The sequence below is a fragment of the Acinetobacter sp. PW68 genome (genome assembly GCF_020982655.1).
Classification (GTDB): Bacteria; Pseudomonadota; Gammaproteobacteria; order Pseudomonadales; family Moraxellaceae; genus Acinetobacter; species Acinetobacter towneri_A.
Map to the genome: position 1 here is coordinate 459603 of NZ_JAHZSX010000001.1, position 14685 is coordinate 474287.

A 14685-nucleotide genomic window follows, 5' to 3' on the forward strand; every position below is an offset into this window, starting at 1 on the left:
TCATGGGTTTATTCCTAAACCGATCTGTTAAACTATTCATCCACCCAGCACGATGAGTCACTATGAGTTTAGCCAGCCTAATTGATGAATTGAACCCCCAACAAAAACAAGCAGCCACCACAGCACATCAACATAGTCTGGTTTTGGCAGGGGCAGGCTGTGGCAAAACCAAAACCATTGTGGCACGTGCAGCGTATTTAATTGATCAAGGTATTCCAGCCAATCAAATTCAAATTTTGACTTTTACTCGTCGTGCGGCGAGTGAAATTGTCGCTCGGGTGGAGTTGGCATTGGGTGAGCAAGCCAAAGGCTTACGTGCTTCGACCTTTCATACTTTTTGTATGTATTTGCTGCGCCGTATCCCTAAAGCATTTGGCTTAGAGCAGTTTTCAATTATTGATCGTGATGATCAGTTAATGATGTTCCGTTTAATTCGTGGCAAAGATGATAAGAAAAACCCAAGTCAGTTACCCAAGCCTCAAGAATTATGTGACTTATATTCTTTTGCGCGAAATACCCGCCAAAAATTGAGTGTGGCATTAGAAAAACAACAGCCTGAATATTTGGCAATGAAAGACCAAATTGCTGAAATTATGCAGGAATATGAAAGCCGTAAACGCGCACGAGGCTTTCTCGATTATGACGATATTTTGGCTGTGGTGGCATCGGCATTGGCACAGTCTGAAGGTCTGGTCGATTATGTCGCGTCAATTTGTCAGCATCTTTTGGTCGATGAAATGCAGGACACCAATCCTTTGCAATGGGCTTTGCTTGAACCCTTAAAAGATCGGGTTAGTCTGTTTTGTGTGGGCGATGATGCACAGTCGATTTATGGTTTCCGTGGTGCAGATTTTGAAAATATTCATCATTTTACAGAGCGTGTACCCAACGCCCAAATTTTTAAATTAGAGCAAAATTACCGTTCTACACAGGAAATTTTAGACTTATCTAACTGGCTATTAGATCAAAGTGAAATTCGCTATAACAAGCATTTGCAGGCGCATCGTGGCGATGGCATCAAGCCCAAAATGCATATTTTCCCGAATGAATTTGATGAAGCCAAATGGATTGCGATTGATATTAAAGAGCGACATTTCTTACAAGGCGCGCCGTGGTCAGATCACATGGTTTTGGTGCGTTCGAGTTTTGCAGCACGACATATTGAAGCCGCGTGTATTGCGGCAAGTGTGCCGTATCGTTTTATTGGTGGCATGAAGCTCTTGGAAACCGCGCATGTGAAAGACTTGCTCAGTTTATTGCGGGTTATTGCCAATCCTTTAGATGATATTGCATGGATGCGTTTTCTCACTTTATGGAATGGCGTGGGTGATGTCGGTGCGAGTAAATTGGCACAGCAATTGTTACTCGAACCTACAATAGATAAGGTGATTGAAAAGCTGGAAAAATTTGGACGCTTGCCAGAAAAAACTTTATTGATCATGAAGCAAATGGATGTATTGCGACATGAAGTTGCGGCTTGTGTCGGATTAGGCATAGAAGCGATTCAGGAACAATTGGCAGAGAACTACAAAAAAGATTGGAACCGTCGTCAGGGTGATTTTCAGTTGGTGCAACAATTGGCAGGCAAGCATGCGCAGTTAAGTGAGTTTTTAGAAGAATACGTACTCGATCCTGTGTCTATTTCTGAAATTGAACGCCAGTCCGATACCGATGTGGTCACTTTAATCACCATCCATTCTGCCAAAGGCACCGAGCAAAAAGTCTGTTATGTGGCGAATGTGACTGCAGGTCAGTATCCACATGCACGGGCGCAGGGCAGTTTTGATGATATTGAAGAAGAACGTCGAGTGTTGTACGTGGCTTTAACCCGTGCCCAAAATGAACTGATTTTAACCAAGCAAAATTTTAATTTATGGGCGCGTGATACGGTAGATGAGCAAGGTCGCAAACTGGACAGTTATTTTTTGAATGATCTGACACGGCAGTTGTGTACGATGGAAACCCACCAGCATACCCGGCAGCAAACTGTGAAAAGTGCTTTGGTGGAACGCCAAGTGATTAATTTAGATTTTGGTATAGATCTCGATTAAACTACGTCACATGGTTTCATGCAAAAAGTAGAGTAGGCGAGTGCTTTTTGATGTTTTTTGCCTATTTTAAGGTTGTAAGATGAAAATTTTAGTTCGTAGTTTAGAGCGTACTGTTACTGAAGAAGAATTGTTAAAACTTTTTCAGGAATATGGCACTGTAGAATCTTGTAATTTGGTGTTGGATGCTGCAACAGGAAAATCTAAAGGTTTTGCATTTGTGGAAATGCCACATGCACGTGAAGCAGTTAAAGCCATTAAAGCGTTGAATACTTTGCGTCTACATGGACATGGAATACGTGTCAAAGCAGCAGAAGATAAGCCTGCATCAAAATAGTTCAAAGGGAGCAAAAATGCTCCTTTTTTATGCGTAAATTTTAGAAAAAACACGAGATTGGCACTGCATCGGTGCGCGATTTTATCGCAGTAAAAATAGTGTATTTTTTATTGGGCGTTGTAGCAAAATCGGTTTAATCTAAGCTTCTTAGAACGCTAAATTGAGGAAAGGCTCATGTCCCGTGTTGCTCGCTTTCATGCAGATCGTACCAATCAGAAATTATATTTCGCCCGTCTTTCATGTCAGCAGGCAGAGCAAACCGAGCATGTTCAGCAAGCGCAGGCACATCGTGAAGCTGCGGTGTTTCATTTAAATGGTGCCGTGTTGGCTTTTTTGCAGGAATTGGTACGGTATTATCGTTTAAATGACAGCAATCCAACTCTTAAATCAATTGAAGAACTGATGGCAGCCAAAGGACAGATTTCCCCTGAAGTGGCGATTTTGCAGCAACTGAGCAAATCGGGCTTTATTGCAGAGTTAAAACGCGCGTATCGTTTATGTCAGTACACACCTGAGCCGAGTGCACCAGAGCCTGAACAGGAAACGTCATCTAATTTAATTATTAAAGTCACACAATCTCCGCAAGCATGGCTACCAGATACGAAAATTTTGCGCGAATGGCATCGTGATTTAACCCAGTTGATTGATGGTTTTCGCAATGAAATGGTGGAATTTTAAGCCGACCAAACGCCCTTGAAAAAAATCTGATCAGCCCGATATAAATATTCTGAACGATGCAAAGAGCAAGCGCCTTTGCCACCATGTCCAGCATGGAGGATATATGTCTATAGAGCAATTGAAAGAATTATTTGGTAATCAGGAAGCAATTTTAGAGTTGGTTCAGCTTGAAGGTGGTGTGTTGGCATTGCGTAATGCAGGCTCAGAGAAAGAGCCATTGGTCAAAATCGAGTTCAATGACGACGTCAAAGCCATATTGGGCGATCAGACGGCGGTTGTTGCACAGCACATGATTCAAGCGGCATTATTTGGCTTATTGGAAAAACAAGTCAATGAATGGCATGCCGAAATTGTAGATGAACAGCCAAAATTTATGAGTTAATCCGAAATAGTCTTTTGGTGATGGGCGCTCTTTGATGAACAGATTGTCTATCTGCTGTGATTAAAATCACATGCAATATAGGTGGTTTCTCATGAATATAGTGAAAGCCAAACTATACATCAACAAAAAAGCGCAGCTCAAATAGTGCGCTTCTTTTGATTTTGTCTATGGGTTTTAGATGATTGATGCTTAATGCGTTGGTGGTTGATGATGGGCAATTTCAATTTGATTTAAAATATAATTGCTCATATTTTTCGCCATTTCTTCTTTGGCAAAATACACTTCACCAATGTTGTCCTTACGAATCACTTCTGCTTCAGCTTTGCTTTCTGCGCACACCAAAACCTGAATTTCAGGGTTTAGGGTTTTGGCAATATCCACAATTTTATGAATATCCAGAATATCCATAGGCGAAAGAACGAGCAGTCGAGCATGTTGAATATGTGCCTGAATCAGTACACCTGCTTCTGTGGCAACCCCGCTGACCGCAGCAATACCTTTTTCACGTAAGTCTTCGACAATTTCACGGTTCTCTTCTGCAATCACGACTCTAATATTTTCAGCCATGAGATTTTTGGTAATGCGGCGTCCGACTTCACCATGTCCAACAATCACCACCTGATCACGTAAATAATCTTGAGAAACCTCATCAGGCAGCATCGCTAAAGGATCATTGCTGCGTTCGAGCAAACGCGCCAAATAAGAGCGTTCCCTGATCCAGTTTTGCACAGGCTCAATCGCAGAAAAAACAAAGGAGTTTAGGGTAATTGAAATGAGTGCACCTGCTAAAATCAGGTTTTGTCCTTCTAGTGACAGCAGTTGTAAAGATACGCCTAGCGTTGCCAAAATAAAGGAAAACTCACCAATTTGTGCCAAGCTCGCGCCTACGGTCAAAGCTGTGTTGAGTGGATAACGGAAAAATAAGACTAATGCCATGGCTGCAATGGTCTTACCCACCATGATGATGCCGACGACCGCCAAAACGTGCAGTGGTTCTTCAATCAGAATACGCGGGTCAAATAGCATGCCCACAGCAACGAAAAACAGGATGGAGAAAATTTCACGTAAGGGCAGAGTTTCTTCTTCGGCGCGATGACTGAAGTCGGATTCTTTGACCACCATCCCAGCAAAGAAGGCTCCGAGTGCCATCGACACACCAAAGATTTTATAAGCACCGAAGGCAATTGATACCGCAGCAGCGACTACTGTTAGAGTAAACAGTTCCCGCGAGCCTAAGCGTGCGACAATTTGCATAATGAAGGGCACAAGGCGCTTGCCCACAATGAGCATAAAGGCAATAAAGCCTGAAACCTTCAGTAAAGTCAGTCCGAGTGTTAGCCAAATATTTTCATCACTGGCATTGTCGATAGCTTGTCCACCCAGTAACACGGCAGTAGCAGGCAAAAGCACCAATGCCAAGACCATCACCAAGTCTTCAACCAGTAACCAACCTACGGCAATTTTACCGTTCACGGAGTCGAGCAGACCACGATCCCCCAACGCTTTTAACAGCACAACGGTACTGGCACAAGACAAACTCAAGCCAAAAATTAAAGCAGAACCAAAACTCCAGCCCCACATCATCGACACGCCTACACCTAGCAAGGTGGCCACGGCAATTTGCAAAACTGCACCAGGCAAAGCAATGCGTCGTACCTGCATTAAATCATTTAACGAGAAATGCATGCCGACTCCGAACATGAGGAACATGACCCCAAGTTCTGCTAATTGGTTGGCAAGATGAATATCTGCCACAATGCCCGGTGTGTTGGGACTAATGATGACACCTGCAATCAAATAGCCCATAAGTGGTGGAAGACGTAAGCGCGCAGCAATATAGCCAAATACCAGTGCTAAGCTAAAACCAACGGCAAGTAAGATAATGAGTTCTACATCATGAGGCACGAGAAACTCCTAAGCCATGGTGAAGGGGTGGTCATAAGATTGAAGTAAGACAAGCACAAACAGTGCCAAAGAAAGCGAGGAAATTTTAACAAGTCAGGCAAAAAAAGTGCAAAAAAAAACGACCTGAATAAGGTCGTTTTTTAAAAAAGCTAAAATTATTTGATTTTAGCTTCTTTGAAAACTACGTGTTGACGGATTTTTGGATCAAATTTTTTGATTTCCATTTTTTCCGGCATAGTACGTTTGTTTTTAGTCGTGGTATAGAAATAACCTGTACCAGCTGTAGAAACTAAGCGAATCTTATCACGCATTGTCCTGACTCCTTACTTAGATCTTTTGACCTTGAGCACGTAGGTCAGCAACAACCTTTTCAATGCCCAATTTGTCGATAATACGCATACCTTTAGTAGTTAAACGAAGACGTACGAAACGTTTTTCGCTTTCTAACCAGAAGCGGTGGTGGTGCAGGTTCGGCTCGAACCGGCGCTTAGTTTTGTTGTTGGCGTGTGAGACGTTGTTACCAACGACTGGACGCTTGCCGGTAACTTGGCAAACCTTAGACATGGTGTAACTCCATTGATTTAGCCAACAGCAAATCTGTATGGCCAGTCAAAAAAAACGGATGAATTCATTCAAGGGGCGTTTTATATCAAAAATACGCTTAAAAGACAAGCGATTTTCTTCAAAAACAGCATGAGCCTGTTTGATAGCTCATGCCTTGATCAGTTAACGAAGAAGCGTCTTCGAAATCAATCGATGAATCGGCTTATCAAATGGGGGGAGAATGAACTTTAAGCTGTATAGCTTAGGATTAGACATTACCGAACGTTCATGAGACAAGCTGAAAAAACCTTCTGGACCGTGATATTTTCCCATACCCGATGCACCAACACCCCCAAACGGTAAGTCATCTTGAGCAACGTGGGTCAATACAGTATTGAGTCCGAAATGCCCTGAATGGGTTCGCTGTGCGACATAGTCGGCACGCGCCTGATCAAAGTCGAAATAGTATAAAGCAAGAGGACGCGGTCGGCTATTAATAAACTCGATTACATCATCAATTTGTTCATATTCTAAGATTGGCAGGACTGGTCCAAAGATCTCATTTTGCATAATTTGCATGTCGGGACTGACATTAGTGAGTATCGTTGGTGCCATTTTGCGGGTTGCAGCCACATTTTCACTTTGTGGATTAATTTCAATAATATTGGCACCTCGCTCACGTGCATCTTCTAAATAGCCCTGTAAGCGACGATATTGTTTGTCATTAATAATAGATGTGTAATCCTGGTTATCACGAATATGAGGATACATTTCGGTCACAAACTGCTCGAAATGCTCCATAAACTCGGCAGTTTTGCCTTTAGGCAAGAACATATAGTCGGGTGCAACACAGGTTTGTCCTGCATTCCAGAGTTTACCTACAGCAATACGCTGTGCTACATCGACCATATCGCTAGATGGATGCACCAAAACAGGGGATTTTCCACCTAATTCTAAAATGACAGGCACGAGGTTTTGTGACGCAGCGGCCATCACAGTTTTGCCGACTTCGGTAGAGCCTGTAAAAATAATTTTGTCAAAAGGCAAATGACAGAACGCATCTGAAATAATGCCGCCACCATTGATTACCGCTACCAATTCTTGCGGAAATGCTTCACTCATTGCATTTTCCAATACCTTACCAAAATGCGCAGAAGCACTTGAAATTTTGATCATGGCATGGTTGCCCGCAGCCAAAGCACAGATCAGAGGACCTAAAGACAACAGTAGAGGGTAGTTCCATGGCGTAATAATGCCAATCACCCCTAAAGGCTGATACTGTACCCATGCTTTTGCAGGTTGGTGAATGATTCCGACCTGACGTTTAGAGGGTTTCATCCAGTTGGCCAGGTTTTTGCTGTAATATTTGATATGTTCCAAGCAGGTAAGTACTTCGCCAATTTGGGTTTCGGCAATGGCACGGTTGCCATAGTCACGGTTAATAGCTTCAGCAAATTGATCCTGATATTTCACAATCACACGTTTTAAACGGGCTAAACGTTCAATGCGTTCTTTGGCACTAGGTACTGGATTGCGCTGATAGGCATATTTCTGCAATGCCAAAATATCATCCAGACGTTGTAAATCGGGTGAATGTGGGGTCATTGAAGTTGTTTTTGTCTGACTGTTCATGGCATGTTACCATTCAATAAAAGCAATATAAGTTAGTTTTTAGAGTATTTACTCTAATCAGTCAAGTGACTTTATGTTTTCATGCCCCTCAAATTTAAAGAATGGTTGTTTTTAGGATGTCTCAAACCAAAACGTTGAAAACCAAAGAGCGTATTTTGCAATTGAGTTTGCAATTGTTTAATGAGCGTGGAGAGCGTTCAGTTACAACCAATCATATTGCGGCTGAGTTGGGCATGAGCCCAGGAAATTTGTACTACCATTTTCGCAATAAGAACGAAATCATTAAAGAGTTAATGGAGCAATATCAGCAGGAAACCTTGGAAATGCTAGCCCTGCCTGAGAGCCGCGCTTTGGATGCTAACGATAAAATTCGTTATTTTCAGGTGCTCAGCAGTCAGTTATGGGCCTATCGTTTTTTGCATCGTGATGTCTATCATTTGGTCGAAACTAATGAAGATTTCCGCAAGATGTATCCTCGTTTTGCAGGACAGGTTATGCAGCAGGGACAGAAAATTTATCAGGCTTTTGTGGATGCGGGTCTGATGCAAATGACCGAGTCCGAAATTGAAGCTTTGATTATCAATATTTGGATTGTGCTGACCAACTGGACTAACTTCTTATATATGTCGGGACATATTACCGATTCAAACCACTTGGAAGAAAAATGGATTTGGCAGGCTTTACGTCAAATGCTGTTCCTTGAAGGGGCGTATTTACGTGGTGAAAGTCGTGCAACTTATGAGCGTTTACTTGAAACGCTAGGTACATCTGAACTGTTTGAGAGTTTATCATCCAGTAAAAATACTTAAGCCGGCTAAGTGACTGCGAATACCTATTTAGAATGTCTGAGAAACGCGCTAGAATACTCGGCTTGTTTTTCAATTTAACCAAGTAGTGACTAAAAACAACATGAATATGACGACTGCGAATACTGCACGTTTACTGATTACTTGTGAAGATAAGCCTGGTATTGTGCAGGCTGTATCGAGCTTTTTGTATCATCAAGGAGCCAACATTACCGCGCTTGATCAATACGCAACAGAAGCTCAGGGCGGGCGTTATTTCATGCGGGTTGAGTTTGAATTGGATCACTTGCAAAGTCGTAAAGAAAGCTTATTGCAAACCTTTGCTTCCAATGTAGCAGAGCGTTATGAAATGCAATGGCGTTTGGCTTTGGTCAGCGATGTGAAAAAAGTCGGCATTTTGGTGTCTAAAGTAGATCATGCTTTACTGGAGCTGTTATGGCGTCATGCACGTGGTGGTTTACCCTGTGAAATTACCAAAGTGGTGTCCAATCATGACACCTTGCGTGAAGCGGTAGAAAATTTTGGTATTCCGTTTGAAGTTGTACCTGTGAATAAAGAAAATAAGCGTGAAGCTTACGCTAAAATTGATGAATTGATGCAAGGCAATGATTTATTGGTATTGGCGCGTTATATGCAAATTCTAGATGAAGAGTTTGTATCTAAATGGGAAATGAAAGTGATCAATATTCACCATTCATTCCTGCCTGCTTTTGTCGGTGCAAACCCATATAAACAAGCTTATGAAAAAGGCGTAAAACTGATTGGTGCAACTGCGCACTATGTAACGGCAGACCTAGATCAAGGTCCGATTATTGAACAAGATGTTGAACGTGTAAACCACGACTTTACGGTAGATCAACTGCGTGAATTAGGGCAGGATGTGGAACGTAATGTACTGGCACGTGCAGTTAAATGGCATTTGGAAGACCGTATTATTGTAGATGGCAACAAAACTGTTGTATTTCAATAAGGTAAAGGTCATTTGAAACAATTAAAACATGCCGTCATGGCATGTTTTTTTATGCCATAATTGTAATGCTATAACGTTTGATTCAGCTGTTTCTTAATCGTAAATTTAATGGATAATTCACGGTTGTTATTAAAAAGTAGTTGCAAATGAAAACACTTCTCATTTATTATTGCGTTACTTTAATTGTGCTAACCGATCAGTTTGATCGTATAAGCTGTGATGGTTTGGCAATAGCTTTCCAAGGTCGCTGACTTTAATGAACCAATCTCCCAACGCTATGATGCTTATATCCCACACTAAGAAAAAGAAAGTTGTAACAGCTTTAGTCGTGGTTGCATTGGGGCACCTGGGCGCATTGTGGGCATTGGGACAGATGCAAACCCCAAACTTAAAGCCAATAGAAAAAGAACCTTTAAAAGTCCGCTTTGTAAAAATTCAAGAACAGCCTAAACCGTTACCACCACAACCAAAAGCTGAACCACAACCTGAAAAAAATAAGCCACAGCCTGTAAAAGAAGTGCCTGTGGTAGAAAAACCGTTACCACCGCCACCTAAAAAAGTAGAAAAAGTACAGCAGGTGAAAAAAGCTGAAGTGCCTAAGCCTGTGGCAAAACCCATTGAAAAACCTGTCGAGCGAGTGGTGCAACCTACACCTGTAGCAACGGTGATTGAAACTAAAGTGGTACAGCCTGCACCGAAACCGACAGTTGTACCTGTTGCGCCAGCACCTGCTCCTGTCGCACCTTCTGCTCCTAAAACAGTGTCGATTGGCGGTTCAGGGGTGCAATGGAGTCGTTCACCAAAACCAACGTATAGTAACCGTGATTTACAGGGAGAAACCCGTAACGTGGTGGTTCGGATTGAAGCCAATGAAAAAGGCGTGATTACCGATGCACAAATTACGCGTTCTAGTGGTTTACCTGCTTTAGATCAAAAGATTTTACGCGCAGTGCGTAGTGCAAAATTCAAACCGTACAAAGAAAATGGCGTGGCTTATCCAATTCGTGCTGAGCAGCCTTTTGAATTGACATTGAACCCTAACGGCTAACCTTCAACAGGAGTTCGAGTATGAACTTTTCCGTCTATTGGCAACATGCAGATGCAGTCAGCAAAACGCTGTATTTCGTGTTATTGGCGATGTCGATTGCGACATGGACCATCTTCGCATTGCGTTTGATGGGCACGCGTCAATTGAAGCAACAAGCTTATGCTCAACTGTCACAAGCTTTAAATAAACTGAAAGCAAAATTGGCACACTTAAATTTCGAGCAGCGTAAAGCGGTTGCTGAACAAGCCTTATTGCGTCAAATTTCGGTAGAAAAAGCATCGGCAGAAAAAGGTGTAGCGGTACTGGGTACAATTGCCTCATTAGCACCGTTTGTGGGTTTGTTTGGTACAGTTTGGGGTATTTTCCACGCGCTCGTTGCAGTTGGAAAAAGCGGTCAGGCGGGATTGGCACAAGTGGCAACACCTGTTGGTGAAGCGTTAATTATGACAGGCTTCGGTTTGGCGGTGGCGATTCCTGCCGTGATTGCTTATAACATTTGCTCGCGTGTAAACCGTACCTTATCAACAAACTTGCAAGATCATGCACATAGTTTGCTGATTGACACCATGTTGCAACAAGATTCTTCTGTGCAAAAAACTGAAGTGAATGCGACACAGCAAAGCTTAGTCGGAGGTCAGGTTTAATGGCTTTTCAATTGGGTGAAGACAACGACTCAGGCATGAATGAGATGAACCTAATTCCCCTGATCGACATTATGTTGGTATTGATGATCATCTTTTTGGTGACAGCGACCGTTGCCAACCCATCTATACCATTAACCTTGCCGCAAACGACTGCAGAGATTGTCGATTTACCCCCTGAGCAAATTCAGGTCAGTATTAATGCCAATGGTGACGTGGCGTGGGATGATCAAATTATTAGCTTAGATGAATTGCAAACCCGCTTTAACAACGCTAGTCAGCAAGCACAGCAACCAACAGTGGTATTAAGAGCCGATAAAGAATCGCGTTATGATACTGTAGCGCAAGTGATGTCACGTGCGAGTGAAGCTGGACTCAGTGATATTGCTTTCGCAACAGAAGATTAACTTAATATTTAAAATCAGCGATCTTTTTAGGTCGCTTTTTTTATGCAAAGTCGCGCATAATGCCAACACGCCTCAAGTACAGCAATCTTGACCATCTAAAAGATTTAGATTGAGTCCGCGGCTTACTTTCAACTCTATTTTTATCTCAGATCAGGTTCAGCCATGAGTTCACGCCAAGCACTTGATGCAAAAGCCAGCAGTATGATGCTGATTTTGTGTGTGTTTTGGGGCTGCAACAAGTGGTGCTAAAAGTTGCTGCAGCAGATATTGCACCCTTGATGCAATTGGCACTACGTTCAGGTCTATCAGCTGTGATGGTGTTGCCTTTGTTGTTACTTGCAAGAAATACACAATGGGCTTCGACTGAATATCTGCCTGTAGGCGTATTGGTGGGTATTTTATTTGCTGCAGAATTTTTTATGTTAGGGCAGGCGATTCAATATACATCTGCGTCGCATGTGGTGGTTTTACTGTATACCGCGCCTATTTTTGTGGCTTTAGCACTGCACTGGAAACTCCCTGCAGAGCGTTTATCTTGCTTGCAATGGGGCGGGATTCTGTTGTCTTTTGCTGGCATAGCAGTGACTTTTTTATGGCGTGATACTGCGCAACAAGAGAGCCACCAAAACTTTAGCCACATGCTTTTTGGCGATTTACTTGCGCTGAGTGCAGGCATACTTTGGGCAGCTACAATGGTGGCGGTACGTCTAAGTCGTTTATCAGAAGCACCTGCAACACAAACCTTGTTTTACCAATTAATGGGTGGTTTTTTGATTTTACTGCCGATGGCTTGGTGGATGGGGCAGGCCGAAATTGACTGGACAGCCTTAACCATAGGCAGTTTGATTTTTATGCAGTATTGATTTCGTTTATGAGCTATCTCGCCTGGTTTTGGCTGCTGAAACAATATTTGGCATCCAGTTTAGGTGTGTTTTCATTTTTAACGCCATTATTTGGCGTATTGTTTGGTGTGTGGTTGTTGAATGAAAGCTTGAGCCAAAGCTTTATGATTGGGGCTGTTTTGGTCATGCTTGGTATGTTGATGGTGAATGCTCAAGGTTGGGTTAAAACAAAACGCAGATAAAGCAAAGCAATAAGCTTTGTGGCTTCCGCTTGAGTTTGCTTGGGTTGTAGTTTATCGACTTTATCTGCAATTAAACACAAACCATCTTCAAGCGACTGAGGGGATTGCACACCTAAACTTGAAGAGGGTTTGTGCCAAAAATTGAAATGTTCTAGATGAGCAATTACTTCGTTTCAAAAATCTTAGAAAGCGGAATCGACAACTTGGCAGCTAAATAGTCATCGGTTTCATTGAGTATGGGGCCGAGTTTTTGCATCCATTCATCATGAGTATAAACATTGGTCAAGTCCTGACGACGTGGCAACGAATACGGTAACTGTGAATAAAAGCTCCAAAAATCTACCTGAGATAGATTACGCACCAACACAAATTCATCATTTTCTGTACGTTTAATCAAGTTTTGTTGTTCTAGCATTCGCACATAAGACGGCCAGCGGCCAATTTCGTTATGTCCCAATACATGCAGTGCTTCAGCTTCAGAGACACTTTCTCCGCGCATTTGCTTTTTATAAAACAATTCCAGCAAGTCCATTAACATGAGCAACGGATGGCATTTTTTCTCGCGTCTGGCTTCAAAAGCCGTCAGGGCAAAACTAATTTCAACACCCAAAAGCACAATATTCCAAGACAGAAAAATCCACAGTAAGAAAATAGGTACGGCAGCAAATGCACCATAAATAATTTCATAACTGGTGAAGTTGGACATAATAAAACCAAACAGGTTTTTCAAACATTCAAATACAACAGCACTGAATATTCCTGCAATTAATGCGGCTTTAATAGGTACGCTGCGATTGGGAATGGTCCAGTACAGAATAAAAAAACCCAAAATGGTCAGTGCAAATGAAATCAGCCATAAAATAAATGCGCCATTGAGCTCATAACCTGCAAAGTTATTACTCAGCACATTCATAGAAGCCAAAGTTGAGGAAATGACAAAAGCACTGCCCAGTAAAATAGGGCCTAATGAAATGATGGTCCAATAACGCATAAAACCTACAATGCCGCCACGGGTTTCCTTCACCCGCCATATTCGGTTAAACACAGTTTCAATACTAGTCAGCATCATCACCGTGGTCACAAATAAAAACAAAATCCCGATGATAGTTAAATTACTGGATTTGTCGGTAAAGGCATTTAGGGCTTTATCAAAGGCGATGGTGGTTTTAGGTAAAAAATTGCTGTAAATCAATTGTTGTAATTGTTGCCGTGCGGGTTCGAGTGCCTTAATGGATGAGATGATCACCAAAAACACAGTGAGCATGGGTACAACGGCAAACAGGGTGGTGTAGGTTAAAGAGCCTGCTTGTTCACGGCAGCGATCTGCTTCAAAGCGACGCAGCACAAATAAGACAAATTGAAACCATTGTTTGTCATAAAAAGGCAGTTTCTTTAAATATTCAACGATCATACAGTGGCTGTCTCAACTTTTTTAATCATCTTTATCTGTTTTCATGGTTAAGCTTAACCAAAAAAGCAGCAAAATACCGTATAGTTTTCATTTTTAGTCTGATTTCTTAGCATGATGCAAGCATATATTCTAGTTTTGTACTTTAGTAAATATGGTTCTACCAAAGAAATGGCACATTTAATTGCCAACGGGGTAGAAGCCAGTGGCATGCCCGTTAAAATTAGAACTGTGCCCAATATCTCTACAGTGGTGCAACAAGCCGAGCCAAGTATTCCTGCCGAAGGTGATATTTATTGCACTTTAGAAGACCTAGCAAATTGTGCAGGTTTGGCTTTGGGTTCGCCTACACGCTTTGGCAATATGGCATCAGAAATGAAATATTTCTGGGATCAAACCACCAGTCTTTGGCTGAATGGCGCCTTGCACAATAAACCTGCCTGTGTTTTCACCTCATCGGGTTCGATGCATGGGGGACAGGAAAGTACCTTATTGACCATGTTACCGCCATTGTTTCACCACGGGATGATGATTATGGGACTGCATAATGCACATCCTGCTTTATCGAATACGAAAACGGGCGGCACTCCGTATGGTGCTACGCATGTGAGCGGCCCACGCCACGATCAGGCTTTGAGTCAGGATGAAAAAATACTGTGTGAAGCCCAAGGACAACGTTTAGGCGAAATGGTAAAAAAATTACAGGGGATCTGAGACTTTTGCTTCAATCAAGATGAAGCGTAAAATGTGGATGTCATTTTACGCTTTTATCTTTTGTACTTGAATTTGATTGGCT

General features: G+C 42.3%; 15 protein-coding genes and 1 pseudogene. 11 read left to right on the top strand and 5 right to left on the bottom strand.

Translation table 11 applies throughout. From position 1 onward, the window contains the following. Nucleotides 1-62: 62 nt before the first annotated feature. From K1T76_RS02080 to K1T76_RS02095, 4 genes are all read left to right on the top strand, one after another. Complete coding sequence (locus tag K1T76_RS02080; RefSeq protein ID WP_230243981.1) at nucleotides 63-2051, top strand: ATP-dependent helicase; 1989 nt, start codon at nucleotides 63-65, stop codon at nucleotides 2049-2051. A 79-nt stretch (nucleotides 2052-2130) separates the two neighbouring features. After that, nucleotides 2131-2385 carry an RNA recognition motif domain-containing protein gene (locus K1T76_RS02085; protein ID WP_004976139.1) on the top strand — a complete coding sequence of 85 codons (255 nt, stop codon included), beginning with the start codon at nucleotides 2131-2133 and terminating at the stop codon, nucleotides 2383-2385. A gap of 174 nt (nucleotides 2386-2559) precedes the next feature. Continuing rightward, the gene (locus tag K1T76_RS02090) at nucleotides 2560-3063 is read left to right on the top strand and encodes a DUF6586 family protein (RefSeq protein WP_004976141.1); all 504 of its coding nucleotides are present in this window, start codon (nucleotides 2560-2562) and stop codon (nucleotides 3061-3063) included. Between the two features lie 103 nt (nucleotides 3064-3166). Continuing rightward, complete coding sequence (locus K1T76_RS02095; protein ID WP_019836911.1) at nucleotides 3167-3445, top strand: hypothetical protein; 279 nt, start codon at nucleotides 3167-3169, stop codon at nucleotides 3443-3445. 189 nt (nucleotides 3446-3634) lie between these two features. Here K1T76_RS02095 and K1T76_RS02100 read toward each other — a convergent pair whose 3' ends face one another. From K1T76_RS02100 to K1T76_RS02115, 4 genes are all read right to left on the bottom strand, one after another. Further along, nucleotides 3635-5350, bottom strand: a complete 1716-nt coding sequence (locus K1T76_RS02100) for a cation:proton antiporter (protein ID WP_019836912.1) — start codon at nucleotides 5348-5350, stop codon at nucleotides 3635-3637. A gap of 155 nt (nucleotides 5351-5505) precedes the next feature. Next, nucleotides 5506-5661 (bottom strand): 50S ribosomal protein L33, encoded by a 156-nt coding sequence (gene rpmG, locus K1T76_RS02105; protein WP_004976146.1) that lies wholly within the window; start codon nucleotides 5659-5661, stop codon nucleotides 5506-5508. 16 nt (nucleotides 5662-5677) lie between these two features. Then, nucleotides 5678-5914, bottom strand: a complete 237-nt coding sequence (rpmB, locus tag K1T76_RS02110; RefSeq protein WP_000048256.1) for a 50S ribosomal protein L28 — start codon at nucleotides 5912-5914, stop codon at nucleotides 5678-5680. 162 nt (nucleotides 5915-6076) lie between these two features. Next, nucleotides 6077-7525, bottom strand: a complete 1449-nt coding sequence (locus tag K1T76_RS02115) for a coniferyl aldehyde dehydrogenase (protein ID WP_070155240.1) — start codon at nucleotides 7523-7525, stop codon at nucleotides 6077-6079. A 116-nt stretch (nucleotides 7526-7641) separates the two neighbouring features. Here K1T76_RS02115 and K1T76_RS02120 point away from each other — a divergent pair, with 116 nt between their 5' ends. The 6 genes and pseudogenes from K1T76_RS02120 (at nucleotide 7642) to K1T76_RS02145 (ending at nucleotide 12481) form a co-directional block, all read left to right on the top strand. Continuing rightward, nucleotides 7642-8334 (top strand): TetR/AcrR family transcriptional regulator, encoded by a 693-nt coding sequence (locus K1T76_RS02120; RefSeq protein ID WP_230243982.1) that lies wholly within the window; start codon nucleotides 7642-7644, stop codon nucleotides 8332-8334. Between the two features lie 100 nt (nucleotides 8335-8434). Further along, nucleotides 8435-9301 (top strand): formyltetrahydrofolate deformylase, encoded by an 867-nt coding sequence (purU, locus tag K1T76_RS02125; RefSeq protein ID WP_026438081.1) that lies wholly within the window; start codon nucleotides 8435-8437, stop codon nucleotides 9299-9301. Between the two features lie 256 nt (nucleotides 9302-9557). Next, a complete protein-coding gene (locus K1T76_RS02130) occupies nucleotides 9558-10349 on the top strand; it encodes an energy transducer TonB (protein ID WP_070155243.1) in 792 nt (263 codons plus the stop codon). Between the two features lie 20 nt (nucleotides 10350-10369). Next, nucleotides 10370-10993, top strand: a complete 624-nt coding sequence (locus K1T76_RS02135) for a MotA/TolQ/ExbB proton channel family protein (RefSeq protein ID WP_070155245.1) — start codon at nucleotides 10370-10372, stop codon at nucleotides 10991-10993. Then, entirely contained in the window at nucleotides 10993-11397 is a 405-nt protein-coding gene (locus K1T76_RS02140; protein ID WP_070155247.1) for an ExbD/TolR family protein, read from the top strand. The genes K1T76_RS02135 and K1T76_RS02140 overlap by 1 nt, the downstream gene beginning before the upstream one ends. A 162-nt stretch (nucleotides 11398-11559) precedes the next feature. Continuing rightward, nucleotides 11560-12481: pseudogene (locus tag K1T76_RS02145) on the top strand (DMT family transporter). A gap of 163 nt (nucleotides 12482-12644) precedes the next feature. Here K1T76_RS02145 and K1T76_RS02150 read toward each other — a convergent pair. Then, the gene (locus tag K1T76_RS02150; RefSeq protein WP_070155249.1) at nucleotides 12645-13892 is read right to left on the bottom strand and encodes a YihY family inner membrane protein; all 1248 of its coding nucleotides are present in this window, start codon (nucleotides 13890-13892) and stop codon (nucleotides 12645-12647) included. Nucleotides 13893-14006: 114 nt separating this feature from the next. Between K1T76_RS02150 and wrbA the strand changes: the two genes are divergently transcribed. Then, entirely contained in the window at nucleotides 14007-14603 is a 597-nt protein-coding gene (wrbA, locus tag K1T76_RS02155; protein WP_019836920.1) for an NAD(P)H:quinone oxidoreductase, read from the top strand. The last annotated feature ends 82 nt before the right edge of the window (nucleotides 14604-14685 follow it).

What these genes read in the sequence shown, in the direction of transcription:
- K1T76_RS02095 (WP_019836911.1), top strand. Translation starts at nt 3,167, where the DNA reads ATGTCTATAGAGCAATTGAAAGAATTATTTGGTAATCAGGAAGCAATT.
- K1T76_RS02115 (WP_070155240.1), bottom strand. Translation starts at nt 7,525, where the DNA reads ATGAACAGTCAGACAAAAACAACTTCAATGACCCCACATTCACCCGAT.
- K1T76_RS02130 (WP_070155243.1), top strand. Translation starts at nt 9,558, where the DNA reads ATGAACCAATCTCCCAACGCTATGATGCTTATATCCCACACTAAGAAA.
- K1T76_RS02150 (WP_070155249.1), bottom strand. Translation starts at nt 13,892, where the DNA reads ATGATCGTTGAATATTTAAAGAAACTGCCTTTTTATGACAAACAATGG.
- K1T76_RS02140 (WP_070155247.1), top strand. Translation starts at nt 10,993, where the DNA reads ATGGCTTTTCAATTGGGTGAAGACAACGACTCAGGCATGAATGAGATG.
- K1T76_RS02080 (WP_230243981.1), top strand. Translation starts at nt 63, where the DNA reads ATGAGTTTAGCCAGCCTAATTGATGAATTGAACCCCCAACAAAAACAA.
- purU (WP_026438081.1), top strand. Translation starts at nt 8,435, where the DNA reads ATGAATATGACGACTGCGAATACTGCACGTTTACTGATTACTTGTGAA.
- K1T76_RS02090 (WP_004976141.1), top strand. Translation starts at nt 2,560, where the DNA reads ATGTCCCGTGTTGCTCGCTTTCATGCAGATCGTACCAATCAGAAATTA.
- K1T76_RS02120 (WP_230243982.1), top strand. Translation starts at nt 7,642, where the DNA reads ATGTCTCAAACCAAAACGTTGAAAACCAAAGAGCGTATTTTGCAATTG.
- K1T76_RS02085 (WP_004976139.1), top strand. Translation starts at nt 2,131, where the DNA reads ATGAAAATTTTAGTTCGTAGTTTAGAGCGTACTGTTACTGAAGAAGAA.
- wrbA (WP_019836920.1), top strand. Translation starts at nt 14,007, where the DNA reads ATGCAAGCATATATTCTAGTTTTGTACTTTAGTAAATATGGTTCTACC.
- rpmB (WP_000048256.1), bottom strand. Translation starts at nt 5,914, where the DNA reads ATGTCTAAGGTTTGCCAAGTTACCGGCAAGCGTCCAGTCGTTGGTAAC.
- K1T76_RS02135 (WP_070155245.1), top strand. Translation starts at nt 10,370, where the DNA reads ATGAACTTTTCCGTCTATTGGCAACATGCAGATGCAGTCAGCAAAACG.
- rpmG (WP_004976146.1), bottom strand. Translation starts at nt 5,661, where the DNA reads ATGCGTGATAAGATTCGCTTAGTTTCTACAGCTGGTACAGGTTATTTC.